This is a genomic window from Lysobacter sp. MMG2, from assembly GCF_016735495.2.
In the GTDB taxonomy this organism is placed as follows: domain Bacteria; phylum Pseudomonadota; class Gammaproteobacteria; order Xanthomonadales; family Xanthomonadaceae; genus Lysobacter_J.
In genome coordinates this window covers 523677-549971 of record NZ_JAERQY020000001.1, presented here as the reverse complement: position 1 = coordinate 549971, position 26295 = coordinate 523677, and the positions used below count along the sequence as shown (strand labels likewise).

The 26295-nt window shown below is 67.6% G+C and carries 24 protein-coding genes, 1 tRNA gene and 1 pseudogene; 15 read left to right on the top strand and 11 right to left on the bottom strand.

Annotated elements, in window-relative coordinates:
• Nucleotides 1-58 precede the first annotated feature (58 nt).
• The 8 genes and pseudogenes from JI752_RS02395 to radA all read left to right on the top strand — a co-directional run bounded on the left by JI752_RS02395 (nucleotide 59) and on the right by radA (nucleotide 8373).
• The gene (locus JI752_RS02395) at nucleotides 59-1075 is read left to right on the top strand and encodes a bifunctional riboflavin kinase/FAD synthetase (RefSeq protein WP_216958653.1); all 1017 of its coding nucleotides are present in this window, start codon (nucleotides 59-61) and stop codon (nucleotides 1073-1075) included.
• Nucleotides 1076-1081: 6 nt separating this feature from the next.
• A complete protein-coding gene (gene ileS / locus JI752_RS02390) occupies nucleotides 1082-3955 on the top strand; it encodes an isoleucine--tRNA ligase (RefSeq protein ID WP_216958650.1) in 2874 nt (957 codons plus the stop codon).
• Nucleotides 3955-4461 carry a signal peptidase II gene (gene lspA, locus JI752_RS02385; RefSeq protein WP_216958647.1) on the top strand — a complete coding sequence of 169 codons (507 nt, stop codon included), beginning with the start codon at nucleotides 3955-3957 and terminating at the stop codon, nucleotides 4459-4461. The genes ileS and lspA overlap by 1 nt, the downstream gene beginning before the upstream one ends.
• 9 nt (nucleotides 4462-4470) lie before the next feature.
• A complete protein-coding gene (gene ispH / locus JI752_RS02380; protein ID WP_216958645.1) occupies nucleotides 4471-5421 on the top strand; it encodes a 4-hydroxy-3-methylbut-2-enyl diphosphate reductase in 951 nt (316 codons plus the stop codon).
• A 113-nt stretch (nucleotides 5422-5534) separates the two neighbouring features.
• A tRNA-Thr gene (locus JI752_RS02375) sits at nucleotides 5535-5610 on the top strand.
• A gap of 133 nt (nucleotides 5611-5743) precedes the next feature.
• A pseudogene (locus tag JI752_RS02370) lies at nucleotides 5744-6235 on the top strand (pyridoxamine 5'-phosphate oxidase family protein); the annotation flags it as partial.
• A 365-nt stretch (nucleotides 6236-6600) separates the two neighbouring features.
• Nucleotides 6601-6888 (top strand): hypothetical protein, encoded by a 288-nt coding sequence (locus JI752_RS02365; RefSeq protein WP_216958640.1) that lies wholly within the window; start codon nucleotides 6601-6603, stop codon nucleotides 6886-6888.
• A gap of 78 nt (nucleotides 6889-6966) precedes the next feature.
• Nucleotides 6967-8373, top strand: a complete 1407-nt coding sequence (gene radA, locus JI752_RS02360; protein ID WP_216958638.1) for a DNA repair protein RadA — start codon at nucleotides 6967-6969, stop codon at nucleotides 8371-8373.
• Nucleotides 8374-8382: 9 nt separating this feature from the next.
• On the opposite strand, the gene JI752_RS02355 is transcribed toward radA, so the two are convergent.
• From JI752_RS02355 to ccsA, 8 genes are all read right to left on the bottom strand, one after another.
• Complete coding sequence (locus tag JI752_RS02355; protein WP_216958635.1) at nucleotides 8383-8817, bottom strand: hypothetical protein; 435 nt, start codon at nucleotides 8815-8817, stop codon at nucleotides 8383-8385.
• Nucleotides 8818-8914: 97 nt separating this feature from the next.
• Nucleotides 8915-9358 (bottom strand): hypothetical protein, encoded by a 444-nt coding sequence (locus tag JI752_RS02350; protein WP_216958632.1) that lies wholly within the window; start codon nucleotides 9356-9358, stop codon nucleotides 8915-8917.
• A gap of 50 nt (nucleotides 9359-9408) precedes the next feature.
• Nucleotides 9409-10260, bottom strand: a complete 852-nt coding sequence (purU, locus tag JI752_RS02345; protein WP_216958629.1) for a formyltetrahydrofolate deformylase — start codon at nucleotides 10258-10260, stop codon at nucleotides 9409-9411.
• Nucleotides 10261-10367: 107 nt separating this feature from the next.
• Entirely contained in the window at nucleotides 10368-11930 is a 1563-nt protein-coding gene (locus tag JI752_RS02340) for a DHA2 family efflux MFS transporter permease subunit (RefSeq protein WP_254200307.1), read from the bottom strand.
• Nucleotides 11931-12134: 204 nt separating this feature from the next.
• On the bottom strand, nucleotides 12135-13334 hold the full coding sequence (locus tag JI752_RS02335; protein WP_216958623.1) for an efflux RND transporter periplasmic adaptor subunit: 1200 nt from the start codon (nucleotides 13332-13334) through the stop codon (nucleotides 12135-12137).
• Complete coding sequence (locus tag JI752_RS02330; protein WP_216958619.1) at nucleotides 13331-14839, bottom strand: efflux transporter outer membrane subunit; 1509 nt, start codon at nucleotides 14837-14839, stop codon at nucleotides 13331-13333. Before JI752_RS02330 ends, JI752_RS02335 begins: the two co-directional genes overlap by 4 nt.
• Before the next feature lie 2 nt (nucleotides 14840-14841).
• Nucleotides 14842-15300, bottom strand: coding sequence for a MarR family transcriptional regulator (locus JI752_RS02325; protein ID WP_216958616.1), 459 nt, complete (start codon nucleotides 15298-15300; stop codon nucleotides 14842-14844).
• Nucleotides 15301-15401: 101 nt separating this feature from the next.
• Entirely contained in the window at nucleotides 15402-16193 is a 792-nt protein-coding gene (ccsA, locus tag JI752_RS02320; RefSeq protein ID WP_216958612.1) for a cytochrome c biogenesis protein CcsA, read from the bottom strand.
• Nucleotides 16194-16312: 119 nt separating this feature from the next.
• On the opposite strand from ccsA, the gene ffh reads away from it, so the two are divergent.
• The 6 genes from ffh (at nucleotide 16313) to JI752_RS02290 (ending at nucleotide 21249) form a co-directional block, all read left to right on the top strand.
• Entirely contained in the window at nucleotides 16313-17680 is a 1368-nt protein-coding gene (ffh, locus tag JI752_RS02315; RefSeq protein ID WP_216958595.1) for a signal recognition particle protein, read from the top strand.
• 233 nt (nucleotides 17681-17913) lie between these two features.
• Entirely contained in the window at nucleotides 17914-18171 is a 258-nt protein-coding gene (rpsP, locus tag JI752_RS02310) for a 30S ribosomal protein S16 (RefSeq protein ID WP_216958593.1), read from the top strand.
• 35 nt (nucleotides 18172-18206) lie between these two features.
• On the top strand, nucleotides 18207-18746 hold the full coding sequence (rimM, locus tag JI752_RS02305; RefSeq protein ID WP_216958590.1) for a ribosome maturation factor RimM: 540 nt from the start codon (nucleotides 18207-18209) through the stop codon (nucleotides 18744-18746).
• 106 nt (nucleotides 18747-18852) lie between these two features.
• On the top strand, nucleotides 18853-19647 hold the full coding sequence (gene trmD / locus JI752_RS02300; protein WP_216958588.1) for a tRNA (guanosine(37)-N1)-methyltransferase TrmD: 795 nt from the start codon (nucleotides 18853-18855) through the stop codon (nucleotides 19645-19647).
• A 112-nt stretch (nucleotides 19648-19759) separates the two neighbouring features.
• Entirely contained in the window at nucleotides 19760-20140 is a 381-nt protein-coding gene (gene rplS / locus JI752_RS02295) for a 50S ribosomal protein L19 (protein ID WP_216958587.1), read from the top strand.
• A 155-nt stretch (nucleotides 20141-20295) separates the two neighbouring features.
• Nucleotides 20296-21249 (top strand): Mut7-C ubiquitin/RNAse domain-containing protein, encoded by a 954-nt coding sequence (locus JI752_RS02290; protein ID WP_216958585.1) that lies wholly within the window; start codon nucleotides 20296-20298, stop codon nucleotides 21247-21249.
• Between the two features lie 9 nt (nucleotides 21250-21258).
• Here the strand turns inward: JI752_RS02290 and JI752_RS02285 are convergent, their stop codons facing one another.
• Entirely contained in the window at nucleotides 21259-22734 is a 1476-nt protein-coding gene (locus tag JI752_RS02285; RefSeq protein WP_216958583.1) for an MATE family efflux transporter, read from the bottom strand.
• Nucleotides 22735-22891: 157 nt separating this feature from the next.
• On the opposite strand from JI752_RS02285, the gene JI752_RS02280 reads away from it, so the two are divergent.
• Nucleotides 22892-23302 carry an RNA-binding S4 domain-containing protein gene (locus tag JI752_RS02280; RefSeq protein ID WP_342315185.1) on the top strand — a complete coding sequence of 137 codons (411 nt, stop codon included), beginning with the start codon at nucleotides 22892-22894 and terminating at the stop codon, nucleotides 23300-23302.
• 46 nt (nucleotides 23303-23348) lie between these two features.
• Here the strand turns inward: JI752_RS02280 and JI752_RS02275 are convergent, their stop codons facing one another.
• Nucleotides 23349-23966: a DUF937 domain-containing protein gene (locus JI752_RS02275; protein ID WP_216958580.1), complete on the bottom strand. Its 618-nt coding sequence runs from the start codon at nucleotides 23964-23966 to the stop codon at nucleotides 23349-23351.
• Between the two features lie 137 nt (nucleotides 23967-24103).
• Nucleotides 24104-26275 carry a catalase/peroxidase HPI gene (gene katG, locus JI752_RS02270; protein WP_216958577.1) on the bottom strand — a complete coding sequence of 724 codons (2172 nt, stop codon included), beginning with the start codon at nucleotides 26273-26275 and terminating at the stop codon, nucleotides 24104-24106.
• Nucleotides 26276-26295 lie beyond the last annotated feature (20 nt).

Below are 26295 nucleotides of genomic sequence, written 5' to 3'. Positions count from 1 at the left end.
GGGCAGGAACCATACGGCGAGCCTTGGAGACGGGCCTTCGCGGCTATACTTCAGGGCAATGAGCAGGCTGTTTCGAGACGTCGAGGGCGGGCCCCGGTGCCCGCACGGCAGTGTGGTCTGCATCGGCGCATTCGACGGCCTGCACCTGGGCCACCAGGCGCTGGTGCGCCACGCGCGGGATCGTGCGCGCGCGCTCGGCGTGCCGTGCGTGGTGCTGAGTTTCGAACCACTGCCGCGTGAGTTCTTCGCACCCAACGACCCACCGCCGCGCCTGATGCTGCCGCGTGCCAAGGCCGAGCGTCTGCTTTCGACGAGCGCCGGTGCCATGGGCGTGGACCAGCTCGGCCTGCTGCGTTTCGATCGGCGCCTGAGCAGCCTCACTGCCGAGGAGTTCGTGCGCGCGGTGCTCGTGCATCGTCTGTCCGCGCGTGAAGTGTGGGTCGGCCCGGAGTTCCGCTTCGGCAAGGCGCGCGCAGGCGACATCGCGCTGCTGCGCGCGATGGGGCAGGAGCACGGCTTCGCCGCGGGCGAGATCGAACCCGTTCTGCTCGATGGCGAACGCGTCTCCGCCACGCGTATCCGCGAGGCGCTGCGCGCGGGCGATTTCGCCACGGCCGCGCGCTTCCTCGGCCGGCCGTACGCGATCGGCGGCCACGTCGTGCCGGGCAAGCAGCTCGGCCGTACGCTCGGCTTTCCCACGGCCAACCTGCGCTTCGGCGGTCGCACGCCTGCTTTGTCGGGCATCTACGCGACCTGGGTGCACGGCGTGGGCGAACATCCTCATGCATCGGTGTCCAGCCTGGGCACGCGGCCGACGGTGGACGGCGTAGAGCCGCTGCTGGAAGCCCATCTGTTCGATTTCGACGGCGACCTCTACGGCCGCCGCATCGAGGTCGAGTTCGTCGCCAAATTGCGCGACGAACTGAAGTTCTCCGATCTGCCGTCATTGACCGCGCAGATGCACCGTGACGCCGTGCAGGCGCGCGCGATCCTCGGCGTTCCCGCCAGTTCCGCCGCCGCACACGAGCCCGCACGAACGAGTGCGGAGTCCCCCCAGACAGCAGCACAGCGATAGGTTCCCGTGAGCCAAGACCCGAACCAGTACAAAGCCACCCTGAACCTGCCCGCGACGGAGTTCCCGATGCGCGGCGACCTGCCCAAGCGCGAGCCGGAAACGCTCGCACGCTGGGAAGACGAGGGCCTGTACGCGCGAATCCGCGAGAAGGTCGGCACGCGCGAGCGCAGCTTCGTGCTGCACGACGGACCGCCATACGCCAATGGCGCGATCCACATCGGCCACGCGGTCAACAAGGTGCTCAAGGACATCGTGGTGAAGTCCAAGCTGCTCGCCGGCTTCGACGCGCCGTACGTGCCGGGTTGGGATTGCCACGGCTTGCCGATCGAGCACCAGGTCGAGAAGAAGTTCGGCAAGGTCGGCGAGAAACTCGACGCCGCCGCGTTCCGGCAGAAGTGCCGCGAATACGCCGCCGAGCAGATCGACCTGCAGCGCCGCGATTTCAAGCGCTTGGGCGTGGTCGGCGACTGGGACAACCCGTACCGCACGATGGATTTCCGCTACGAGGCCGACATCATGCGGTCGCTGGCGAAGATCGTGGAGCGCGGCCACCTGGTGCGCGGCGCCAAGCCGGTGCACTGGTGCTTCGATTGCGGTTCGGCGCTGGCCGAGGCGGAGATCGAATACGCCGACAAGGAATCCCCGGCGATCGATGTCGCCTACGACGCGCGCGACCCGCACGCGCTGGCGCGCCTGTTCGGCGCGGCGGTCGATGACGGCGTGCGCGTGGCGATGCCGATCTGGACGACGACGCCGTGGACGCTGCCGGCGAGCCTGGCGATCAGCGTCGGCCCGGAACTGGACTACGTGCTGGTCGAAGGCCCGCGCACGGCCGACGGCAGCCGCCGTGTGCTGGTGCTGGCCGAAGCGCTGGCCGGCAAGGCGCTGGCGCGTTACGGCGTCGACGAGGTCGTCGTGCTCGGCCGCGCGCTGGGCAGCGCGCTGGAGGGCGTGGTGCTCGAGCATCCGTTCTATGCCGAGCGCGACATCCCGGTGCTGGTCGGCGACCACGTGTCGGCCGAGGACGGCACCGGCATGGTCCACACCGCGCCGGGCCACGGCCAGGAGGACTACGCGGTCGGCCTGAAGTACGGCCTGACCGATCGCTACAGCGCCGGGCAGATCAATCCGGTCGACGGACGCGGCGCGTACCTGCCGTCGACGCCGCCGGCGGACGGCATCGTGCTGGCCGGCGTGCATATCTGGAAGGCGAACCCGATGCTGGTCGACGTGGTTCGCGCCAGCGGGCACCTGCTCGCCTTCCACACGATCAAGCACAGCTACCCGCACTGCTGGCGCCACAAGACGCCAGTGGTGTTCCGCGCGACGCCGCAGTGGTTCATCTCGATGGAGCAGGCCGGCTTGCGCCGCGATGCGCTGGGCGAGATCGGCAAGGTCGCCTGGGTTCCGGAGTGGGGCGAGGCGCGCATCTACAACATGATCGAAGGCCGCCCGGACTGGACGATCTCGCGCCAGCGCTACTGGGGCGTGCCGATCGCGCTGTTCTTCCATCGCGAAACGGGCGAGATCCACCCGCGTTCGCCGGAGTTGATGCGCCAGGTCGCCACGAAGGTCGAACAGGCCGGCGCCGATGCCTGGTACGCGATGACCGCCGAAGAACTGCTCGGCGATGAAGCCGCGCAATACGAGAAGGTCACCGACATCCTCGACGTCTGGTTCGACTCCGGCGTCAGCCACGAATGCGTGCTTGCGCAGCGTCCGCTCGATGGCCTGTACAAGCCGGCCGATCTGTACCTGGAAGGCTCCGATCAGCATCGCGGCTGGTTCCACAGCGCGCTGCTCACCGGCGTGGCGATGGACGGTGTCGCGCCGTACCGCCAGGTGCTGACGCACGGCTTCGCCGTGGACGAGCAGGGCAAGAAGATGTCCAAGTCGGTCGGCAACACGGTCGAGCCGCAGAAGGTCATCAACGCGATGGGCGCCGACGTGCTGCGCCTGTGGATCGCCTCCACCGACTACCGCAACGAGATGTCGGTGTCGGACAACATCCTCAAGCGCAACTCCGACGTCTACCGCCGCATCCGCAACACCGCGCGCTTCCTGCTGGCGAACCTCAACGGCTTCGAGCCGAAGACGCACCTGCGTCCGCTGGAAGACATGGTCGCGCTGGACCGCTGGATCGTGCACCGCGCCGCCGAGTTGCAGGACCGCATCGCCAGCGCGTACGAGCGCTACGACTTCGCCGAGATCGTGCAGGCACTGTCGAACTTCTGCTCGGTCGACCTGGGCTCGCTGTATCTGGACGTCACGAAGGATCGTCTCTACACGATGCAGGAAGACTCGCGCGGCCGTCGTTCGGCGCAGAGCGCGATGTACCGCATCGCCGAGGCGTTCGTGCGCTGGATCGCGCCGATCCTGGCCTTCACCGCCGACGAGATGTGGCGCCACCTGCCGACGCAGACCGAGCACGGCCCGCGTGAGGAGAACGTCCTGTTCGCCACCTGGTACGACGGCCTGGCGCTGCTCCCCGAGGACGCGCCGCTGGCCGCGGATGATTTCGAACGTCTGCTCGCGCTGCGCGAGGAAGTCAGCAAGACGCTGGAACCGATGCGCGCCGCCGGCGACATCGGCGCGGCGCTGGAAGCCGAAATCAGCCTCAAGGCCGGTGTCGCCGACCAAAACTGGCTGGCACCGTTCGCCGATGAACTGCGCTTCCTGTTCATCAGCGGCGATGTCGAGGTGATCGCCGACGACGGCATCAAGGACATCGCCGTCCTCGCCACGCCGACCACCAAAACCAAGTGCGTGCGCTGCTGGCAGTACCGGGCGGACGTCGGCGGCGATGCCGCGCATCCGGAACTGTGCGGACGTTGCGTCGTCAACGTCGCCGGTGCCGGCGAGAACCGGGAGTGGTTCTGATGGCTCCGGTGCGTCCCAATGCGTTGCCCTGGCTGGCGGTCTCCGTCCTGGTGATTGTGCTCGACCAGCTGACCAAGCTGTGGGTGCTGAACTCGTTGCCGGAATACACCGCGGTCCCGGTGATCGAGGGCGTCTGGAACTGGTACCGCACCTACAACACCGGTGCGGCATTCAGCTTCCTCAGCGATGCCGGCGGCTGGCAGAAGTACTTCTTCGTCGTGCTGGCCGTGGCCATCAGCGGCCTGCTGGGCTGGTGGCTGAGCCGCACGCCGCGGCGCGACTGGAAGAGCGCGCTGCCGTATGCGCTGGTGATCGGCGGCGCCCTGGGTAACGTGATCGACCGGCTGATGCACGGCCACGTCGTGGACTTCATCCAGTGGCACTGGCGCGATTACTACTGGCCTTCGTTCAACCTGGCCGACGCGGCGATCGTGGCCGGCGCCATCGGCATCGCGCTGTTCGGCCTGTTCACGAAACCGGCGCCGGCCGCCGGCCCGGCCCGGTAAACTGCCGCCATGGACGTCCTGCTCGCCAATCCCCGCGGTTTCTGCGCCGGCGTCGACCGCGCCATCGAGATCGTCAAGCGCGCCATCGAGACGCTCGGCGCGCCCATCTACGTGCGCCACGAAGTGGTGCACAACCGCTTCGTCGTGGACGACCTCAAGCACCGTGGCGCGATCTTCGTCGAGGAGCTCGACGAGGTGCCGGACAACGCCACGGTGATCTTCAGCGCCCACGGCGTGGCCAAGGCCGTGCGCGAAGAAGCCGAGCGTCGCGGCCTGAAGGTGTTCGACGCGACCTGTCCGCTGGTGACGAAGGTGCATCTGGAAGTGGCGCGTCACTGCCGCGCCGGTCGCGATGTCGTCCTGATCGGCCACGAGGGCCACCCCGAAGTCGAGGGCACGATGGGCCAGTGGCGTCGCGAGGCGGGTTCCGGCCGCATTTACCTGGTCGAGGACAACGACGACGTCGCCGCGCTGGAGATCGACCAGCCCGAGAATGTCGCCTATACGACCCAGACCACGCTCTCGGTCGACGACACCCGTGGCGTGATCGAGGCGCTGCGCGCCAAGTTCCCGGCCCTGCAAGGCCCGAAGAACGACGACATCTGCTACGCCACGCAGAACCGCCAGGACGCCGTGCGCGAACTGGCCGCGCGCTGCGACCTGGTGCTGGTGGTCGGTTCGGTCAACAGCTCCAACTCCAACCGCCTGCGCGAGCTGGCCGAGCGCGAAGGCGTGGAGGCCTACCTGATCGACGGCGCGATCGAGATCAACCCGTCCTGGGTCACCGGCCGCCAGCGCATCGGCGTCACCGCCGGCGCGTCCGCGCCGGAGGTGCTGGTGCGCGGCGTGATCGACCGCCTGCGCGAACTGGGCGCGGCGCATGTGTCCGAACTCGACGGCGAGCCGGAGGACATGGTCTTCGCGCTGCCCAAGGAGCTGCGTCTGCAACTGGTCGATTGACCGGGGCGGTGGCGCCGATTGACCGGGAACGGGCGGGCGCCTAGAATTCCGGGCTCGCGGAAATCTCCGCCGCCCGGCCCGAGCGGCCAGGCCGGAATCCCGCAAAGACACCCGCCGGAATAGCTCAGTTGGTAGAGCGGCGCATTCGTAATGCGTAGGTCGTAGGTTCGATTCCTATTTCCGGCACCAGTTTTCGTTATTTTGAGCCCCGCTTCGGCGGGGCTTCTTTTTTGGCCCGTCGTGAGCGCGTAAAGAATGCGCCCTTCACGCGTGCGCGGCACCTTCGGTGAAACAGTCACGGCTTTCCCCGAGGAGTGGAGCGATGGCCGGTATCGACGAGAACGTGAAGCGCATCGGCGCGCTGCTGAAGAAGATCGACATCGCCATGCTGACGACGACGGGCAAGGGCGGCTTCCTCATGAGTCGGCCGTTGTCCACGCAGCATGCGCAGTTCGACGGACGGCGCGTGTGGTTCTTCACCCAGGCCGACAGCCCGAAGGTCGCCGAGATCCGCCGCCATCCCAAGGTGAACCTCGCCTACGCGTCCAAGAGCAAGAACGTCTACATCTCCATGACCGGTACCGCGAGCGTGAACCGCGAGCAGACCGTCATCGATGCCCTGTGGAACGATGCGATGAAGGCGTTCTTCCCCAAGGGCCGGAACGATCCCAACCTCACGCTGCTGGAGGTGGACGTTCATTCGGTCGAATACTGGGACGGCCCGGGCACCTGGATCGGCAAGGCGGTCAGCTTCCTCATCGCGCGGGTGACGAAGAAGGAAGAGGTGATGGGCGAGAACCGCATCGTCGACCTCACCGCCAAGCGCCCGCGCAAGCGTTTGCCACCCTCGCACGCCGACGCCCCGCGCGGCGCGCGCAGCGCCGCGGCGAAGGCGCCGAAGAAGGCCGCGCGCAAGTCCTCCGCCACGCGCGCCGCGAAGAAGACGGCAAAGCCCGCACGCAAGGCGGCACCGAAGCGAACGCGCAGCGCCTCCGGCTGACTGGCCGTGCAATGACTCGCACGCGCCTCGTGCTCAAGCACATCGTGCATGAATCTTCTATCACGACCCCGCGCGCCTGAACGTTTCATCTCATCGCAATCTCGCGTTCACCGATTTTTAGCGCGGCGATCGCCACCATGCCGCCAGTTTTTCGGAAGGGGCATGACAGGGTGTTGAGCATGCGAATGGACGTCTTCGTGGTGGGGCAGGAAGAAGGTTTCGTGGTGGCGCCGTGCGGCGCGCCGCTTCCCGATGAGGAAATGGCGGTGCTGGGCGAGGTCCGCTTCGGCTGGACCGTCGACAGCGAAAGCGCCGCCCCGCGTCTGGATTGGCAGGGCATCGCCAAGGACATCGATGCGCGCGGTTACAGCATCGTCCCGCAGGGCGACGTGGGCGGCCTGCTGGGTCTGCCGGAAGGCGAACTGAGCGCGTTCTATCCCGAGTTCCACCTGCGCCACGCCGCCTGAGCGCGCATCGCCCGCGTCTCGCTTTCCGCGACGCGGGCCGGGTAGAGTGCGGGCAATCCGTTCGCCACGCCGCCGTTCATGTCCAAACCCGCGAAGTCCCTCAGCAGCAAATCCCGCACCGCGTACGTCTGCTCGGAGTGCGGCGCCGACCACAACAAGTGGCAGGGCCAGTGCGGTGAGTGCGGCGCCTGGAACACGCTGAGCGAGTTCGTCGTGGAGCCCGCCGCCAAGGCGGGCGCGAGCGTCGCCGCGAGCCGGCGTGGCAGCTGGGCCGGCAAGGCCGACGCGCCGGCCGTCACTGCGCTCAAGGACGTTCGCCACAGCGAAGAAGACCGTGTCAGCACCGGCATCGGCGAGTTCGACCGCGTGCTCGGCGGTGGCCTGGTGCACGGTTCGGTGGTGCTGGTGGGTGGCGACCCGGGCATCGGCAAATCGACGCTGCTGTTGCAGGCGATCAGCAAGATGGCCGGAACGCTGCCGGGCCTGTACGTCACTGGCGAGGAATCGCTGGCGCAGGTGGCCGGTCGCGCCTCGCGCCTGGGCGTGCCGGTGGACGGCGTGCACGCACTGGCGGAAACCGGCGTGGAACGCGTGCTCGAACACGCCGCGAAGATGAAGCCGGGCCTGATCGTCGCCGACTCCGTGCAGACGCTGTGGACGGAGGAACTCAGCGCCGCGCCCGGCTCGGTGAGCCAGGTGCGCGAAAGCGCCGCGCGCCTGGTGCGCTATGCCAAGGAAACCGGCACCGCCGTGTTCCTGGTCGGTCACGTTACCAAGGAGGGCGGGATCGCCGGCCCGCGCGTGCTCGAGCACATGGTCGACGCCGTGCTGTATTTCGAAGGCGAAAGCGGCAGTCGCTTCCGCGTGCTGCGTGCGTTCAAGAACCGCTTCGGCGCGGTCAACGAACTGGGCGTGTTCGCGATGGGCGAGAAGGGCCTGCGCGAAGTGCCCAACCCGTCGGCGATCTTCCTCTCCGGCAGCGAACGCCCGCAGCCGGGCAGCTGCGTGATGGTCACGCGCGAAGGCACGCGCCCGTTGCTGGTGGAAGTGCAGGCGCTGGTCGATGCCTCGCCGCTGTCGAACCCGCGCCGCGTCGCGGTCGGCATGGAGGGCAACCGCCTGGCGATGCTGCTGGCGGTGCTGCATCGCCACGGCGGCATCGGCGTGGGCGACCAGGACGTGTTCGTGAATGTGGTCGGCGGCATCCGCGTGCAGGAAACGGCGGCGGATCTTCCCGTGCTGTTGGCGGTGCTGTCTTCGTTGCGCGATCGGCCGTTGGCCGAACAGACGGTGGCGTTCGGCGAAGTCGGTCTGTCGGGAGAGATCCGGCCTGTTCCCAACGGGGAGGAACGCCTGAAGGAAGCCGCCACGCACGGCTTCAAGCGCGCCATCGTGCCCAAGTCGAACGCGCCCAGGAGCGGTCGCGTGGGCGAGATGGAAGTGATCGGTGTGGAGCGACTGGCGGACGCGCTGGAACGCGCCTGAGCCCTCGCGTCAGGACGAGCGTCGCGTGTAGCGCCGCCACTGCGACGCGTCGCCGGTCATGAACGCGCGGAATCCGATTTCCACGCCCAGCGAAAACGCAGTCGCAAGCAGCGCCGCGCCCCAGCGCGTCCCGTGGTCTTGGGCGAAGAAGAACAGCGCGATCGCGAAACATCCGATGTGCAGGAAGATCCGAGACTGTCGGCCCTTGCGGTCCCAGTCGCGGCGGCGCGCATGGCCCCAATGCTCCCAGCCGTTCTGCTCCACGTTCCTGTGCAGGCGCATTCTGCGTCCGCCCACGATGTCGCGCATCGCACCGGGCGTGGTCAGCATCCATTGCAACCAGGCGGCGATCAACCACAGCACCGGCGGAAGCCAGCCGCTGCCGCCGATGTTGGCGAACGCCGCGCTGATCAGCGCCAGCGCCATCAGATGCAGGACGAACACCACCTTCCCCGAAAGCCGGTACCCCATGACGTCCCCCAGCCGCGTCCTGCGGCGTAGCGGGCGATTCTAGTCACGCGCGCCGGAGTGGTCGATCCTCTCAGGCTTCGATCGCCTCGCCGAAGGCCAGCATTTCCGCCTGCCGGTCGCCGCTGATAGCCGCGCGCATGCGCGGCTCGTCCAAGGCACGCACGCACCAGTGCGGTGCGTGATCGCGCACGTCGGTGCTGCAGATGGCGACGAAGTAACTCGGCCCCGGACCCGCGGCATACCACAGCGAATCCCACGGCTCCTCGTATCCCACCGGCGCGCGCGGTGAAGCGGCGTGATTGTCCAGTTGGTAGGCGATCTTCACCACGGTGAGCGCATCGCCGCACACCGGACCTTGGGGCGTATCGAAACTCAGGGCGTCGAACGCCGACTGCAATCGCCAGGCCTCGCGCTGCAAGGCCAGGCGGTGCCACAGCACCACCCAGCTGACCAGGAACGTCGAGAGAACGACGGTGCCCAGCCAAATCAGCAGGATCCAGCGGACGGCAGCCATGCCCCGAACTTACTCGCGCGGGCGTGTCCGAAATTTGAACGCCCAGGCCTTCACACCGCGAACACAACCGTGCGATGGCCGTTGAGCAGGATGCGGTCGTCCAGCCAATAACGCAGCGCCTGCGCCAGTACACGCCGCTCGATGTCGCGTCCGATCCGGACCAGGTCGTCGGGTGTGTCGTGATGACTGACGCGCTGCGTGTCCTGCTCGATGATCGGGCCCTCGTCCAGGTCGGCGGTGACGAAATGCGCGGTCGCCCCGATCAGCTTCACTCCGCGCGCGTGCGCCTGGTGGTACGGACGCGCGCCCTTGAAGCCCGGCAGGAAGGAGTGGTGGATGTTGATGCAGCGCCCGGTGAGCTTCTTCGCCAGATCGCAGGAGAGCACCTGCATGTAGCGCGCGAGCACGACCAGTTCCGTGCCGGTCTGGTCAATGAGCGCGGACAGAGCCGCTTCCTGCTCGTGCTTGCGTCCCTTTTCGACCGCAAGGTGATGAAAGGGAATGCCGTCGAAGTCCAGGTGCCGATACGTCTCGCGCGGATGGTTGGCGACGACGGCGGTGATCTCCATCGGCAGTTCGCCGATGCGCCAGCGATAGAGCACGTCTGCCAGACAATGGTCGAACTTCGACGCCAGCAGCATCACGCGGCGCGGCACGTCGCGATCGCGCAGCGACCATTCCATGCGGAAGGCCCGGGCTAGCGAGTCGAAGCCATCGCGCACTTCGGCGATGGATCCGGCCGCCAGCGCGAACACCGTGCGCATGAAGAAGCGGTCGGTTTCCCGGTCGTTGTATTGCTGCGCTTCGAGGATGTTGCCCTCGTACCGAAGCAGGTGCCCGGTCACGGCGTTGACGATGCCGGGACGGTCGGGGCAGGAGAGGGTGAGGACGTAGTGAGGCATCGAGGCGCTGACGCGATCGGATGCTCGTTACAACGCAATGCGCGAGCCGGCCCGGCCCGCGAAACGAAAAGGGCCGGTTTCCCGGCCCTTTCCTTCGATCCCGCGACTCAGTGTCCGCCCGCGGCGGCCGCGCCGCCGCCGCCCATCTTCGCCGCGAACGGCGGCTTGGCGAACCACACGAACACGATCACCACCAGGAACAGGATGCCCAGCAGGTGGAAGATCTCGTTGAAGCCGATCTGCACCGCCTGCTGCGAGATCATCTGGTTCAGCGCCAATGCGCCGCGCTGCGTGTCGCCCTGGCCCAGTGCGGCGACCGTCTGCTGCATCGCCGGGTCGTAGGCGCTGATGTTCTCGGTCAGGCGCGCATGGTGGATCGTGCTGCGCTGGTTCCACGCCCACGTCGTGAGGGACGCCGCGAAGCTGCCGCCGAGCGTGCGCACGAATGTCGCAAGGCCCGAGCCCGCGGCGATCTCGTGCGGTTCCAGGTCCGACAGCAATATCGTGAGCACCGGCATGAAGAACAGCGCCACGCCCAGGCCCTGCCATAGCTGCACTTCGGCCACGCGCTGGAAGTCCACGTCGAGGTTGAAGCCGGATCGGTAGAAGCTGGTGGCCGCCATCACGATGAAGGCGAATGTCGCCAACACGCGCAGGTCGGTCTTGGGCGCGTACTTGCCCACCAGTGGCGTCAACAGCACTGGCAGGATGCCGATCGGCGCGCTCGCGTAACCGGCCCAGATCGGCGTGTAGCCCAGGTTGCGTTGCAGCCACAACGGCACCAGCAGGCCCACGCTGAAGAACGCCGAGTACGCCATCACCATCGCTGCCGTGCCGCTGGCGAAGTTTCGATGGCGGAACAGGCGCAGGTTGACGATGGGGTCCTTCTCGGTGAGTTCCCAGATCACGAACACCGCCAGCGCGATCACCGCGATCACGGTCAGCCACACGATCTTGGTCGAGTTGAACCAGTCCTCGTCGTTGCCCAGGTCGAGCATGATCTGCAGCGCGCCCACGCCCAGCACCAGCGTCGCCAGGCCGATGTAGTCCATCTTCGGCTTCTCCAGCCGCTCGGGGCGGCCCTTGAGCTGCCGTCCGACCACAATGCTGGAGAAGATGCCGATGGGCACGTTGATGAAGAAGATCCACTCCCAGCTGTAGTTGTCGGTGATCCAGCCGCCGAGGATCGGGCCCGCGATCGGCGCCACGACGGTCACCATCGCCAGCAGTGCGATCGCCTGTCCGCGTTTGTGCGGTGGATAGATCGAGATCAGCAGCGCCTGCGTGACCGGGTACATCGGGCCGGCGACGAAACCCTGCAGCGCACGCGCGGCGACCAGCAGGCCCATCGAATTGGCCAGGCCGCACAGCAGCGACGCGATCACGAAGGCGAGCGTGGCCCAGGTGAACAGCTTGCGCTCGCCGTAGCGGCGTGTGAGGAAGCCGGTGAGCGGCAGCGCGATGGCGTTGCTCACCGCGAAGGACGTGATGACCCACGTCGCCTGGTTGGCGCTTGCGCCGAGATTGCCGGAGATGGTCGGTAGCGAGACGTTGGCGATGGTGGTGTCGAGCACCTGCATGAACGACGCCAGCGCAAGGCCGACGGTCGTCAACGCGATGTTGGGTGGGCGGAAGGCTTGCTTGGGCTCCGGCGTGACCGGCAAGCCCATCTCCTCTTCCTGTTGCGCGATGGTGGACATGGCGTGGGTCTTGGCGTGTTCGACGCGCGGCTAGGCACGGCGGGAAGGAAGGGCCGTCATTCCCGCCAACGCGGGAATCCAGTGACTGTTCGGGGGAGGGAGGAGTCTCTGGATGCCCGCATTCGCGGGCATGACGGCAAAACCAGTGGAACGAGTGAGGGTGCGATCGGGCGATCAGCCCTGGCGCGTGGCCGGCAGGTTCTCGCGGATCACCTTGTCGATCAGCGCGTTCGCATCATTGAGCTGCTTCTCGTACGCGGCGGTGGTGAACAGCGGCTTGTCGTCCTTGCGCGCGGCGGCCAGCACGGGGCCGGTCTGGTCGCGCACGGTGACGTCGGTGTGCATGCTCAGGCCCAGGCGCAGCGGGTGGTCGGCCAACTGCTTGGGCTCGATCTCGATGCGCACCGGCACGCGCTGCACGATCTTGATCCAGTTGCCGCTGGCGTTCTGCGCCGGCAGCAGCGAGAACGCGCTGCCCGTGCCCATGCCCAGCGCGGCGACCTTGCCGTCGAACTCGACGTCGCCGCCGTACAGGTCGGCATGCACCTTCACCGGCTGGCCGATGCGCATCTTCGCCAGCTGCGTTTCCTTGAAGTTCGCCTCCACCCACAGCTGTTCCAGCGGGACGATCGTCATCAGGTTGACGCCCGGCTGCACGCGCTGGCCGAGTTGCACCTGGCGCTTGGCGACGTAGCCGGAGACCGGCGCGACGATCGCGGTGCGCTGGAGGTTGAGATACGCCTGGCGCAGTTGCGACGCGGCGGCTTCGACCTGCGGCTGGCTGCCGACGGTGGTGGCGTCGACGAGCGCGCGATTGCGCGACAGATTGCCGCTGGAGGCGCGCAGCCCGGCTTCGAGCACGGCCAGTTCGTTGCGCGCATGCGCAAGTTCTTCGGCCGACACGGCGCCGTTGCTGACGAGGCCTTCGCGACGCTGGAGGTCGGCGCGCGCGCGCGCGACCTGCGCTTCGCGTGCGGCCAGATCGGCGGCGCCTGCTTCGACGGTGCTGTACAGGCCGCGCACCTGGCGCACGGTGTTGGCGAGGTTGGCGACAGCCTGGTCGTAGGCGACGCGCGCATCGTTCGGATCCAGATGCACGAGCGGCTGGCCGGCTTCGACCTTCATGCCGTCGTCGGCGTCGATGCTCACCACCGTGCCCTGCGTCTGCGGGACGATGCTGACGACGTTGCCCTGCACGTAGGCGTCGTCGGTGTCTTCGTGGAAGCGTGCGACAAGCACGTACCACGCCGACCAGCCGATGCCCGCCAGGGCCACGACGGCGGCGAGGATCGTCAGCGCCTTCTTGCGCTTGCCGTTGGATTGCGGCGCGGGCGCCTTCGCGGTCGGCGCGTTGGGATTGGGTTCGGTGGTCATGGCGTTGCGGCCTTGGCGATGTCGGAGTCGGAATTCGGAGAAGGAGAAGTCAGGACCAGACCGCCGCCGAGCGCGCGGTCGAGGTCGACGGAAGCGGCCAGGCGCTGCGCGCGCAGCACGGTGAGCTGGCGGTCGCTTTCGAGCAACGGGCGTTGCGCGGCGAGGACGTCGAGCTGCGTGCCCAGGCCGGCCTTGTAGCGCGAGGTCGCGATATCCCATGCGCTCTGCGCGGCATCGCGCGCCTGCGTGGCAGAGACGATCTGCGCGTCGAGCGAGCGCGCCGAATGCACGGCGTCGGCGACTTCACGCAGCGCGCCGACCAGCGACTGGTTGTAGTTCGCCACCGCGAGGTCGTACGTCGCATCGCTGTTGGCGAGGTTGTTACGCAGCCGGCCGCCGTCGAAGATCGGCAGGCTGATCGCCGGGCCGCCCTGCAACAGAAGCGCGTCGCTGCTGAACAGATCGCCGAGGTTTCCGGCGGCGAGGCCTGCCAGCGCGCTCAGGTTGATGGTCGGATAGAACGCGGCCTTGCTCGCCTTGATGCCGTGCTGCGCGGCTTCCACGCGCCAGCGCGCGGCGACGACGTCGGGGCGATGGCCGAGAAGTTCGCTCGGCAGCACCGACGGAAGCGTCGGCGTGGACGTGCTGAGGACGGTCGGACGCGCGATGTCGCGGCCGCGATCCGGGCCCTTGCCCAGCAGCGCGGCGATCGCGTTGCGCGTGGTTTCGATCTCGTGCTCGCTGGCCTGGATCTGCTGCTGCGCGCTGGCGACGGCGCTTTCGGCCTGGCGGATCTGCAACTGATTATCCAGGCCGGCGGCGACGCGCTGGCGGCCCAGTTCAAGCAGGCGCGAAGCGCGATCGTGATCGGCCTTGGCCACGTCGTTCGCGTCGAACGCCTGGGCCAATGCGACATAGGCGCGGGCGATGTTCGACGAGAGCGTCAAGCGCGCAGCCTGCGCATCGACTTCCGCCGCGCGCGCCTGTCCGAGGGCGGCCTGCCACTTGGCCTTTTCACCGCCCCACAGGTCGAAGGTGTATTTGAAGTTCAGGCTCAGCAGACCGACGCCCTGGTAGGAACCGCCGAACGGTTCGGGCGCGACGGTTTCGGGAATCTGCACGCCGGAGTACTGCGCGCTCGCGCCCAGCGTCGGCTTGCGTTCCGCGTCGGCAAGACCGGCCTGCGCGACGGCTTGGCGCACGCGTGCATCGGCGGCATCGAGGCCCGGCGTGCCTTGCAGGGCTTCGTTGATGAGCGCATCAAGTTGCGCGTCGCCCAGCGAAGTCCACCAGTCCTGCGTCGGGAATGCCGCGGCGGAAACGTTCGCATCTGCGAAGGAACGCTGTGCCTGGAGGCTGTCCGCTTCGAGCGGGCGGCCTTCGGGGACCAGGCCGCGCGAACTGGCGCAACCCGCGACGATCAGCGCGATGGCCATCGCAGACAACGCGTGCTTCAACGGCACGGGCTTCAGCCCGCGAGGCGGGCGGGGGAAGGAATGGGCCATGGTCAGGAGTCGGAAAGGGAAAGGTTGTCGCGCACCTGCTCGAGCATGCGGGTGAGCTGCGCGCGTTCGGCGTCGTCCATGCCTTGCATCGCCCGCTCGCGCACGCGCTGGCCGCACTGGTTCACGTCCTGCCACATCGCCTGACCGGCTGGCGTCAGGTTGATGTTCAGCGCGCGCCGGTCGGCCGGGTCGGCCACGCGGGCCACCAGCCCACGCGCTTCCAGCTTGTCGAGCAGGCGCGTCATTGCGCCGGGGTTGAGCTCGGCGGCGCGGGCGAGGTCGGTGACGCCATGCGGACCGTCGGACAGCTTCTTCAACGCGATGTACTGGCTGAAGGTGAGCTCATGGCCGGCGGCGGCCAGTTCGTGCTCCATGCGCGCCCACATGGCATCGCGGACCTGCCGGAACAGCAGGCCCAGCGTCGAGCCGCTGCAGGCGGACGGGGGTAGGGACTTGGACATGGGCGGGCATATTCTTCGCCCGCGCAATATTTGTCAATGCAAATATTGTTTCAGCAATGGATATGCCGTGTTGCAGCGATGGGCCTAAAGCTGAACGGGGGTCAGGTGGGGCGGCGGAGGACCAGTTCGAGGACGAACTTGCTGCCGAAGAAGGCCAGGATCAGGAGCGCCATCGCGGCCAGGGTCCAGCGCACCGCCGTGGCGCCGCGCCAGCCGTAGCGCCAGCGGCCCAGCAGCAGCCCGCCGAACAACAGCCACGACAGCACGCTCAGCACCGTTTTGTGCACCAGGTGCTGGGCGAACAGGTTTTCCACGAACAGCAGGCCGGTCAGCAGCGTCGCCGTGAGCAGGGCGAAGCCGACCGCGATGGTGCGGAACAGCAGGGTTTCGAGCTCGACCAGCGGGGGCAGGGCGCGCAGCCACCGGTGGAACTCGCGCCGGCGCAGGGCGCGCTCCTGGGCCCACGACATCACTGCCAGCAACGCGGCGATCGCCAGGGTTGCGTAGGCCAGCAGCGCCAGCCAGGCGTGCAGTTGCAGGCGCCAGTCGAGCTGCTCGCCCAGCAGGTGGCCGTGATGGTGGTAGCCGAACAGCGCCAGGGCCGCGATCGGGAAGACGACCACTCCCAGCGCGGCCATCCGTCCGCCGCCGCCGACCAGCGTCGTCAGGGCCGCCATGCCCAGCCCCACCAGGGACAGCGCCGCGTAGAAATGCATGTCCGCCCCGCCGCTGGTGCGCCAGGCGATCAGGTGCGCGAGCGCGTGCAGCACCACGCCGCCTACGGCGGGGAACAGCCACAGGCGCGACGGGTGGGGCCGGTCCTGGCGCACGCCGCCGACGAGAAGGGCGGTCGCGATCAGATACAGAACGATGGCGATGAGAACGATTGTCATCGCCGCAGTGTCGCACAGCGGCGAGACGAACCGCAGCGGGCCGGTTGCGCAGTCGGTCGCAGTTGGCGAAGGGCTATACTTCGCGCCCCGTTTTCTGCTTCCACCCAGGTGGCGCCCGCATGTTCGAATCCCTTACCCAGCGCCTGTCCGGCACCATCGAGCGCCTGCGCGGCCGCGGCCGCCTGACCGAGGAGAACATCCGCGAGTCGCTGCGCGAGGTGCGCATCGCGCTGCTGGAGGCCGACGTCGCCCTGCCGGTCGTGCAGGCGCTGATCGAGCGCATCAAGGTGCGCGCGGTCGGCCAGGAGGTGCTCAAGTCGCTGACCCCGGGCCAGGCGCTGATCAAGGTCGTGCGCGACGAGATGACGGCGGTGATGGGCTCCCAGGCCGCCGACCTCAACCTCAACGTGCCGGCTCCGGCGGTCATCCTGATGGCCGGCCTGCAGGGCGCGGGCAAGACGACCACCGTCGGCAAGCTCGCCAAGCACCTGAAGGAAAAGCGCAAGAAGAAGGTGATGGTGGTGTCGGCCGACGTCTACCGTCCGGCCGCGATCGAGCAGCTCAAGACGCTCGCCCAGCAGGTCGACGTGCTGTTCTTCCCGTCCAGCGCCGATCAGAAGCCCGAAGCCATCGTCAAGGCGGCCATCGACGACGCCCGCAAGTCCTACGTCGACGTGCTGCTGGTCGACACCGCCGGCCGCACCAGCATCGACGACGCGATGATGGCCGAGATCAAGGCGCTGCACGCCGCGGTCAATCCGGTGGAAACGCTGTTCGTCGTGGATTCCATGACCGGCCAGGACGCCGCCGTCACCGCCAAGCATTTCGGCGAAGCGCTGCCGCTGACGGGCGTGGTGCTCACCAAGACCGACGGCGACGCGCGCGGTGGTGCCGCATTGAGCGTGCGCTACATCACCCAGCGCCCGATCAAGTTCATCGGCGTGGGCGAGAAGCCCGACGGCTTGGACGTCTTCCACCCGGACCGCATCGCCAGCCGCATCCTCGACATGGGTGACGTGCTGTCGCTGGTCGAGCAGGTCGAGCAGCAGGTCGACAAGGACAAGGCGCAGAAGCTCGCCGAGAAGGTCGCCAAGGGCAAGAAGTTCGACCTCAACGACATGCGCGACCAGCTCGAGCAGATGCAGAACATGGGCGGCCTTCACGGCCTCATGGACAAGCTGCCGGGCATGGGGCAGATCCCGGACTCGGTGAAGAGCCAGGTCACGGGCAAGGAAGTGCCGCGCATGGTGGCCATCATCAATTCGATGACCAAGAAGGAGCGCCGCAATCCGGGTTTGCTGAACGGCTCGCGCCGCGCCCGCATCGCCAAGGGCGCCGGCATGACGCCTGCGGACGTCAACAAGCTGATGAAGCAGTTCCAGCAGATGGAAAAGATGATGTCCAAGCTGTCCGGCGGCGGCATGAAGGGCCTGATGCGCGGCATGAAGGGCATGATGGGCGCCCGCGGCGGGATGCCGTTCCGCTGAGTTTCCGGCTTGGCCGGAACTCCCCCCGGGGTTTGCTGAGCAGACCCTGGACCCCAACCAGTGCGCCTCCATGCCCCGCCCATTCGCGCCTGCGGGGCGAACCGCCTCTTGGCTAAGGGGCGTGGACCGTGGCGTCGCGCCCGGACCGGGGTTTCCCCACCCCGATCAATGGCTTATACTTGCCGGCTTACCCTGCCATCCCGGCAGCTGGGCAACACAGGAAACACCGAACCATGGTCAAGATTCGTCTCGCCCGCGGCGGCGCCAAGAAGCGTCCGTTCTATCACGTCATCGTCACCGACAGCCGCAACGCCCGTGACGGCCGCAACATCGAGCGCGTGGGCTACTACAACCCGGTCGCCCAGGGCGCCGAGAAGCGCGTCGAGCTCGACATCGAGCGCGTGCAGCACTGGATCAAGAACGGCGCACAGCTGACCGACAAGGTCGCCGTGATCTACAAGGAAGCGGCGAAGGCCGCGACCGCCGCCTGATCCGCGGGCCGCGCTTCAAGCGCGGCCACGATCCCATGACGGGCGACTCCACGGAGCGCACCGGATCTCAAGAGCGCCGGATCCTGCTGGGCAGGATTTCCGGCGCTTTTGGCATCAAGGGCGAAGCCAAACTCGAATCCTGGACGGAACCGCGCAGCGCGATCTTCCGCTACCAGCCCTGGATCCTGCGCGACACGCAGGGCAACGAGCGCGAAGTGCGCGGCGTGCGCGGCAAGGAAAGCGGCAAGTACACCGTTGCCACCTTCCCGGACATCACCGACCGCGACGCCATCGAGGCCATGCGCGGCACCGAGATCTATGTTCCGCGTTCCGCGCTGCCGCCGCCGAGCGAAGGCGAGTACTACTGGGTCGATCTGGAAGGCCTGCGCGTGGTGACGGTGGACGGCGTGCCGTTGGGCACGGTCTCGCACCTGTTCGCCACGGGCGCCAACGACGTGCTCGTCGCGCGCGATGATGAGCGCGAACGCATGATTCCCTTCGTCCAGCCGCAGTACGTCGTGTCGGTGGATTTCAGCGCCGGCATGGTGACGGTGGATTGGGATCCGGATTTCTGAGAGCCGGGATTGGGAACTCGGGATTTGGGATTCGCAAAAGCAGAAGCGTCGCCGTAGCCTCAGTTCCGCCATCGAATCCCGAATCTCCAACCCCGAATCCCGGCCCATGCGCATCGACATCGTCAGCCTATTCCCCGACTTCGTCGCGCAATGCGCGGCGTTCGGCGTGGTGGGTCGGGCGGTGGAGCGCGGCCTGCTGTCGGTGCACGGCTGGAACCCGCGCGACTACGCCGAAGGCAACTACCGCCGCGTCGACGACCGTCCCTTCGGCGGTGGGCCTGGCATGGTGATGCTGATCGACCCGCTGCGTACCAGCCTGCGCGCGGCCCGCGCGGCCGATCCGGCGCCCGCGAAGGTCGTCTACATGAGCCCGCAGGGATCGCCGCTGACGCAGGCGAAGGTGCGCGAGCTGGCCGGGCACGAGCGCCTGATCCTGCTGTGTGGTCGCTACGAAGGCATCGACGAGCGCCTGATCCGCGCCGAGGTCGACGAGGAAATCTCCATCGGCGACTACGTCCTGTCCGGCGGCGAGCTGGCCGCGGCGGTGGTCGTGGACGCCGTGGCCAGGCTGCGCGAGGGCGTCCTGGGCGACGCCGAGTCGGCCGTGCAGGACAGCTTCGAGGACGGCCTGCTGGACTGCCCGCACTACACCCGGCCGGTCGAGCATGAGCTGGGAAGCGTGCCCGAGGTCCTGATGTCGGGAAACCACGCCGAGATCGCCAAGTGGCGCCGCATGCAGTCGCTGGGCCGGACCTGGCAGCGGCGCCCGGACCTGATCGACGAGGCCGCGCTGTCCAAGGCCGACCGCAAGCTCCTGGCGGCCTATCGGGCGGCCCTGGAGGCGGACGAGGACGCCGGGCCGGTCCCGGGGCCGGCCAAGGGCCTTTCCGGGCCGGCGTAACTAGCCACGTCGGGAAAAATGCCGTTATAATCCGCGGCTTCCATTTGCTCCACCCATGCCAGACGCGGGTCCACGTGCACTCGCGCTACAACGACTCCAACAGGCCAAAGCCATGAACAAGCCCTCCATCCACACGCTCGTCCAGAACTTCGAAGCCGAGCAGATCCAGCGCCAGCTTCCGTCCTTCAGCCAGGGCGACACCATCGTCGTCAACGTGAAGGTCAAGGAAGGCAACCGCGAGCGCGTCCAGGCCTATGAAGGCGTGGTCATCGGCATCAAGAACGCCGGTCTGAACTCCTCGTTCACCGTGCGCAAGATTTCGCACGGCTACGGCGTCGAGCGCGTGTTCCAGACCCACAGCGCCACCATCGCCTCGGTCGACGTCAAGCGTCGCGGCAAGGTGCGCGCGGGCAAGCTGTACTACCTGCGTGGTCTGCAGGGCAAGAAGGCGCGCATCAAGGAAGACCTGTCCGCCTACGCCAAGTCCGAGTAATCCGCGCTGCCGGGCCTTGCGCCCGCGCGCTCCGACGGCCGCCTCAGGGCGGCCGTCGTCGTTTCCGGCGTCGGAACGCGCGTCTTGCCGCGGTGCCGACACTGCGCGTCGTAGCCTGCCCACTGCGATCGCGTGATCGCGCGTCGGATGCCGTCGTGGCCAGCCTGTTGCGCCCGTGCCCGCAGTCATCGTGCGAATTCCGCTTCTACGAGGAACTCGGCGATTTCCTTGCCCCCGAACGCCGCAAGCGCAGCTTCACGCATGCGTTCGACGGCACGCCTTCGGTGAAGGACCGCATCGAATCGCTGGGCGTGCCGCACACCGAAGTCGATCTGATCCTGGTCGACGATGAACCCGTTCCCTTCACGCACCGGCTCACAGGCGGCGAACGCGTGGCGGTCTATCCGATGTTCGAGCGTTTCGAACTGGGGGAGGGCAACCGCCTGCGTCCGCGACCGCTGCGCGAACCGCGTTTCGTGCTCGACGTGCACCTGGGGCGGCTGGCGTCGTACCTGCGCCTGCTCGGCTTCGACACGCTCTATCGCAACGACTACGACGACGATGAGCTCCTGATGATCTCGTGCACCCAGCACCGCATCCTGCTCAGCCGCGATACGGGATTGCTCAAGCGCTCCGCACTCACGCACGGCGCCTTCCTGCATGCCACCGACCCACGCCGGCAGCTGCGCGAGGTCTGCGACCGCTTCCAACTCGACGCGCGCATCGATCCGTTCACGCGTTGCGCGCGCTGCAACGGCGAAGTCGAGCGTCTTGGCGTCGCACCGGACGAACACGACCCCGATCGTCCGTCGCCACGGCAGCGCGATCCCGATTCGGGCGAGCGCGAGCGCCGTGATCCCGGGAACGCGCCGCAGCGTCGCGATCCCGGTCGCGCGCCGCCGGAGCGCGACCCGGAAACGCCGCCGGAAGTGCGCAACCCGACGCCTCCGGGCCCGGACAAGCGGGGCCGCGCGATACCGCCGCTACGCATGCCGGGCGAACTTGCGGGCTCGCTGAGCCGATGCCGCGCATGCGGCCAGATCTACTGGCCCGGCAGTCACCTCTCGCGATTGCGGCAACGCCTCGCCGAAGTCGGCGTGGCGATCTGAGCCTGCGCGTCAGCGGGCCGGTTCCACTGCTTTGTCTTCCGGTTCCGCACTGGGATCGGCCACCGGCGAAGGCGGCTGCGCCGGCACTTCCGCCGGTGCAGCGACTTCATGACGGTCCGGCACGAGCATGCGCGCACGCCGCCAGTGGCCGTAGCGGTAGTACGCCAGCGCCATCACCATCGAACACACCGCGCTGATGGGGAAGCTCCACCAGATCGCGTCTACGCCGATGTGCGGCTGCATCAGGTTCGCGAAGGGCACGCGGATGCCCCACAGCGCCAGCGCGAGAATCAGCAGCGGCGGGATGACAGCGCCGGTGGAGCGCACCACGCCGGACACCACGAAGGTCACGCCGAAGAACAGGAACGACCAGATCGAAATGTGGTTGAGGTGGCGGGCGATCTCCAGCGCATCGCTGCCCGGCGGAAGGAAGAGCGACAGCGTCCAGCGATCGAGCACGATCAGCGGGACGATCAGCGCGCCGGTCATCAGGAAGTTCATGAGCACGCCCGCGCGAGCCGTCGCCGACACGCGATCCCATCGGTGCGCGCCGACGTTCTGCGCCGCCATCGACGAGCATGCCGCGCCCACCGCCATCGCCGGCATCTGCACATAGGTCCACAGCTGCAGCGCAGCGCCGTAGGCGGCGGTGGTGTCGGTGCCGTGGTGGTTGACCATCGCCATCATCGCGATCATCGCCAGCGAGATGAGCACCATCTGCAGGCCCATCGGCACGCCTTTCACGATGAGCGCGCGAAGGATCGTCGCGTCGATGCGGAACATGCCTGCGTCCTTCCGCCCCAGCCACAGCGCATGGCGTTTGCGCCGCAGGTGCAGCAGCAGCGCGGCCAGTGTCGTCGTCTGTGACAGCAGCGTCGACCATGCCGAACCTGCGATGCCGAGCTTGGGGAACGGTCCCAGGCCGAAGATCAGCACCGGGTTCAGCACGATGTCCAGCAGCACCGCCACCAGCAGGAAGCGGAACGGCGTGCGCGAATCGCCCACGCCCCGCAACGCCGCCGAAAGGAAGGCGAACATGTACAACGCGGGCATCGCCAGGAAGATCACCTGCAGGTAATCCTCGGCCAGATGCAGCGAGGCTTCGGGCGTTCCCATCGCCGCCAGCAGATGGCGCGACAACCACCAGCCCATCGCCGCGATGGCCAGCGAAAGCCCGACGAAGAAAGTCGCGCTGGTTCCCATCACGCGCCGCGCCTGCACGAGGTCACGCGCGCCCATCGCCTGGGCGATCAGGATGGTCGCGGCCATGCCGATGCCGAACACCGAACCGATCAGGAAAAACATGATGTTGTTGGCGTTCGCCGTCGCGGTGAGGGCTTCCTCGCCGAGGAAGCGGCCGACCCAGACCGCGTTCACCGAGCCGTTGAGCGACTGGGCGATGTTGCCGGCGAGGATGGGCAGCGCGAAAGCGAGCAGGTTGCGGCCGATGGGGCCTTCGGTGAGGTTGTGCGTGGTGGGCGCCATGCGGGATGCGGATCCGGCGACGTGAAGAGGCCCGCACGGTAGCACCGAGGCCGCGAACTGCGCGCCATGTCCGATCGCACGCGCGCCCGCGACGCCGGTGCTGCGATAATGATGTCCAACCTGGATGACGAACGACCGGCGATCCTTCGGACCTGCAGTGAGCGACGCAATCGATTCTTCCGCGCAGACCGTGCGCCTGGACCTGTGGCTGTGGGCGGCGCGCTTCTTCAAGACGCGCTCGCTGGCCAAGCATGCGATCGAGACCGGCAAGATCGACGTCGGCGGTCAGCGCGCAAAGCCGTCACGCGCGGTGCGCGTGGGAGATTCGCTGCGTATCGTGCGAGGCGAGGAAACCTTCGAAGTCGAAGTGCGCGGGCTTGGCGACACGCGCGGCCCGGCCAGCGTCGCACAGGGTCTGTATGCCGAAAGCGAGCCCTCACGCCTCGCGCGTGAACAGGCGCGCGCGCTGCGCGTGGCCGAGCGCACCGGCTACCGCGCGCCGGAAACCAAACCCGACAAACGCGCGCGGCGGCTCATCCGCGCGCTGGGCGACATCGACGCGTTGTAACCGCGATGCCCCCTCTCCTCACGGAGAGAGGGCGAAGCATGGCGTCTCAGCGTCGCCCGCCGCCGAGGAAGGTGCTTGCCAGGCCGATCAGGTCGGAGAAGTCGGTATCGCCGTCGCCGTCGCGATCGAGCACTGCGCCCATCAGGCCGCCGCCGATGCCACCCTGCTGCGCGATCGACTGGCGCTCCTGGCCCAGCACGTCGCCCAGTTGCTGCGGTGAAGCCGCCAGTGCGTTGCCCGCGCCGTTGCCCGCGAACATGCGCTTGGCGAGGTAGGCCATCACCAGCGGCGCGAGCATCTGCAGCAGCGTGCCGGCCTGGCCCTGACCGAGGCCCGTCGCCGCGCCCAGTCCCTGTGCCGCGTTCTGCTGGCGGTTGCCGAGCACGTGGCCAAGGATCGAACCGCCTTGACCGCCGCCGCCCATCACCGCGCCCAGCACGCTGCCGATGTCCAGGCCCGTGTGGTCGCGCTGCAACGCGCCGAACAGCGCCTCGGCGCCCTGCGGCTGGCTGGCGTTGCGGCCCAGTGCGCCCAGCAGCAGCGGCAATGCGGCGGACACGGCGCCTTCCGTCTGCGACTGCGAGAGGCCGAGCTGATTGCCGATGTCGGCCAGCGGCTGTCCCTGCAACTGGTTGAGCAGGTCGTTGGTGAGTGAGCTGTTCATGGCGCGGCCGTGGAGAGGTGGGGGCGTTGATGCTAGCGCCGCGACGTTCAAACGTCGTGATGGCGTGAAGATTCTCGCGCAAGAAAAAAGCCCGGCGAAAATTCGCCGGGCCTCTTTCTCTGCTTTGCCGACTTGCGTCAGGCCAGGTCGTAACGATCCAGGTTCATCACCTTCGTCCACGCAGAGACGAAGTCGTCGACGAACTTCCTCCCCGCATCCTTGCTGGCGTACACCTCGGCGAAAGCGCGCAACTGCGAGTGGGAGCCGAAGATGAGGTCCACGCGCGTGCCGGTCCACTTCTTTTCGCCGGTCTTGCGGTCGAATGCCTGGAACACCGCTTCGTTGTCCGTCGTCGGCTTCCACTCCGTGTCCATGCTCAACAGGTTCACGAAGAAGTCGTTGGACAACGTGCCGGGGCGGTCGGTGAAGACGCCGTGCGCGGTCTGGCCGAAGTTGGTGTCGAGTGCGCGCATGCCGCCCACCAGCACCGTCATTTCCGGCCCGGTCAACGTGAGCAGCTGCGCCTTGTCGACGAGCTGCGATTCGGCGGGCACGCCGGCCTTGTACTTGAGGTAATTGCGGAAGCCGTCGGCATGCGGTTCCAGCACGGAGAAGGACGCGACATCGGTCTGTTCCTGCGAGGCATCGGTGCGGCCGGGAGCGAAAGGAACGGTCACCTCCTGGCCGGCATTCCTCGCGCCCTGTTCGACACCGGCGTTGCCGGCCAGCACGATCAGGTCGGCCAGCGACACCTTCTTGCCGCCGCCGTTGAAGTCGGACTGGATGCCTTCAAGGACCTTCAGCACCTTGGCCAGGCGTTCGGGCTGGTTGACCTCCCAGTCCTTCTGCGGGGCCAGGCGGATGCGCGCGCCGTTCGCACCGCCGCGCTTGTCGGAGCCGCGGTACGAGGATGCCGACGCCCACGCGGTGGACACCAGCTCCGGCACGGTGAGACCGGAGGCGAGGATCTTCTTCTTCAGCGCATCCGCGTCGGCTTCGTCGATCAGCGGATGGTCGACGGCGGGGACCGGGTCCTGCCAGATCAGTTCTTCGGCCGGCACTTCCGGACCGAGGTAACGCGAACGCGGACCCATGTCGCGATGCGTGAGCTTGAACCACGCGCGCGCGAATGCATCGGCAAACTCGTCCGGACGTTCCAGGAAACGCCGCGCGATCTTCTCGTACGCCGGATCCACGCGGAGCGAGAGGTCGGTGGTCAGCATCGCGGGAGCGCGCCGCTTGTCCGGATCGTGCGCGTCCGGGACGGTGTTCGCGCCCGCGCCGCCCTTGGGTTGCCACTGGTGCGCGCCGCCGGGGCTCTTGGTCAGTTCCCATTCGTAGCCGAACAGGTTCCACAGGAAGTTGCTGCTCCAGCGCGTCGGCGAACTGGTCCAGGTCACTTCCAGGCCGCTGGTGATCGCGTCGCCGGCGATGCCGGTGCCGTGCGTGCTGTGCCAGCCCAGGCCCTGCGCGACGATGTCGTCGCCTTCCGGATCCACGCCCACGCTCTTCGGATCACCCGCACCGTGTGTCTTGCCGAACGTGTGGCCGCCGGCGATGAGCGCCACCGTCTCCTCGTCGTTCATCGCCATGCGCGCGAACGTCTCGCGGATGTCGCGCGCGGCCGCGACCGGATCGGGATTGCCGTTGGGACCTTCCGGATTCACGTAGATCAGGCCCATCTGCACGGCGCCGAGCGGATTGTCGAGTTCGCGGTCGCCCGAATAACGGCGATCGCCGAGCCACTCTTCTTCCTCGCCCCAGAACACGTCCAGGTCGGGTTCCCACACGTCTTCGCGTCCGCCGCCGAAGCCGAAGGTCTTGAAGCCCATCGTCTCCAGCGCGACGTTGCCGGTGAGGATCATCAGGTCGGCCCACGAGATCTGCTGGCCGTACTTGCGCTTGATCGGCCACAGCAGACGACGCGCCTTGTCCAGGCTCACGTTGTCCGGCCAACTGTTGAGCGGTGCGAAACGCTGCTGGCCGCGACCGCCGCCGCCGCGTCCGTCGAAGATGCGGTACGTGCCGGCGCTGTGCCAGGCCATGCGGATGAAGAGCGGTCCGTAGTGGCCGAAGTCCGCCGGCCACCAGGGCTGCGAATCGGTCATCAGGTCGGCGAGGTCCTTCTTCAGTGCCGCGTAGTCGAGCTTCTTGAATTCGGACGCGTAGTTGAAGCCCTTGCCCATCGGGTTGGACTTGGAGGAGTGGTCATGGAGCAGGTCGACACGAAGCTGGTTGGGCCACCAGTGCTGGTTGGTCCGGCCGCCGCCGACGGTGTGTTTGAAGGGACACTTCGATTCGAGGGACATCTGCTCTCTCCTGGGTGCGT

Excerpts from the sequence above, each read along its gene's own strand:
- JI752_RS02395 (WP_216958653.1), top strand. The coding sequence starts at position 59 with ATGAGCAGGCTGTTTCGAGACGTCGAGGGCGGGCCCCGGTGCCCGCAC.
- lspA (WP_216958647.1), top strand. The coding sequence starts at position 3,955 with ATGGCTCCGGTGCGTCCCAATGCGTTGCCCTGGCTGGCGGTCTCCGTC.
- ispH (WP_216958645.1), top strand. The coding sequence starts at position 4,471 with ATGGACGTCCTGCTCGCCAATCCCCGCGGTTTCTGCGCCGGCGTCGAC.
- JI752_RS02365 (WP_216958640.1), top strand. The coding sequence starts at position 6,601 with ATGCGAATGGACGTCTTCGTGGTGGGGCAGGAAGAAGGTTTCGTGGTG.
- radA (WP_216958638.1), top strand. The coding sequence starts at position 6,967 with ATGTCCAAACCCGCGAAGTCCCTCAGCAGCAAATCCCGCACCGCGTAC.
- JI752_RS02350 (WP_216958632.1), bottom strand. The coding sequence starts at position 9,358 with ATGGCTGCCGTCCGCTGGATCCTGCTGATTTGGCTGGGCACCGTCGTT.
- purU (WP_216958629.1), bottom strand. The coding sequence starts at position 10,260 with ATGCCTCACTACGTCCTCACCCTCTCCTGCCCCGACCGTCCCGGCATC.
- JI752_RS02340 (WP_254200307.1), bottom strand. The coding sequence starts at position 11,930 with ATGGGCTTGCCGGTCACGCCGGAGCCCAAGCAAGCCTTCCGCCCACCC.
- JI752_RS02335 (WP_216958623.1), bottom strand. The coding sequence starts at position 13,334 with ATGACCACCGAACCCAATCCCAACGCGCCGACCGCGAAGGCGCCCGCG.
- JI752_RS02330 (WP_216958619.1), bottom strand. The coding sequence starts at position 14,839 with ATGGCCCATTCCTTCCCCCGCCCGCCTCGCGGGCTGAAGCCCGTGCCG.
- JI752_RS02325 (WP_216958616.1), bottom strand. The coding sequence starts at position 15,300 with ATGTCCAAGTCCCTACCCCCGTCCGCCTGCAGCGGCTCGACGCTGGGC.
- ccsA (WP_216958612.1), bottom strand. The coding sequence starts at position 16,193 with ATGACAATCGTTCTCATCGCCATCGTTCTGTATCTGATCGCGACCGCC.
- ffh (WP_216958595.1), top strand. The coding sequence starts at position 16,313 with ATGTTCGAATCCCTTACCCAGCGCCTGTCCGGCACCATCGAGCGCCTG.
- rpsP (WP_216958593.1), top strand. The coding sequence starts at position 17,914 with ATGGTCAAGATTCGTCTCGCCCGCGGCGGCGCCAAGAAGCGTCCGTTC.
- rimM (WP_216958590.1), top strand. The coding sequence starts at position 18,207 with ATGACGGGCGACTCCACGGAGCGCACCGGATCTCAAGAGCGCCGGATC.
- trmD (WP_216958588.1), top strand. The coding sequence starts at position 18,853 with ATGCGCATCGACATCGTCAGCCTATTCCCCGACTTCGTCGCGCAATGC.
- rplS (WP_216958587.1), top strand. The coding sequence starts at position 19,760 with ATGAACAAGCCCTCCATCCACACGCTCGTCCAGAACTTCGAAGCCGAG.
- JI752_RS02285 (WP_216958583.1), bottom strand. The coding sequence starts at position 22,734 with ATGGCGCCCACCACGCACAACCTCACCGAAGGCCCCATCGGCCGCAAC.
- JI752_RS02275 (WP_216958580.1), bottom strand. The coding sequence starts at position 23,966 with ATGAACAGCTCACTCACCAACGACCTGCTCAACCAGTTGCAGGGACAG.
- katG (WP_216958577.1), bottom strand. The coding sequence starts at position 26,275 with ATGTCCCTCGAATCGAAGTGTCCCTTCAAACACACCGTCGGCGGCGGC.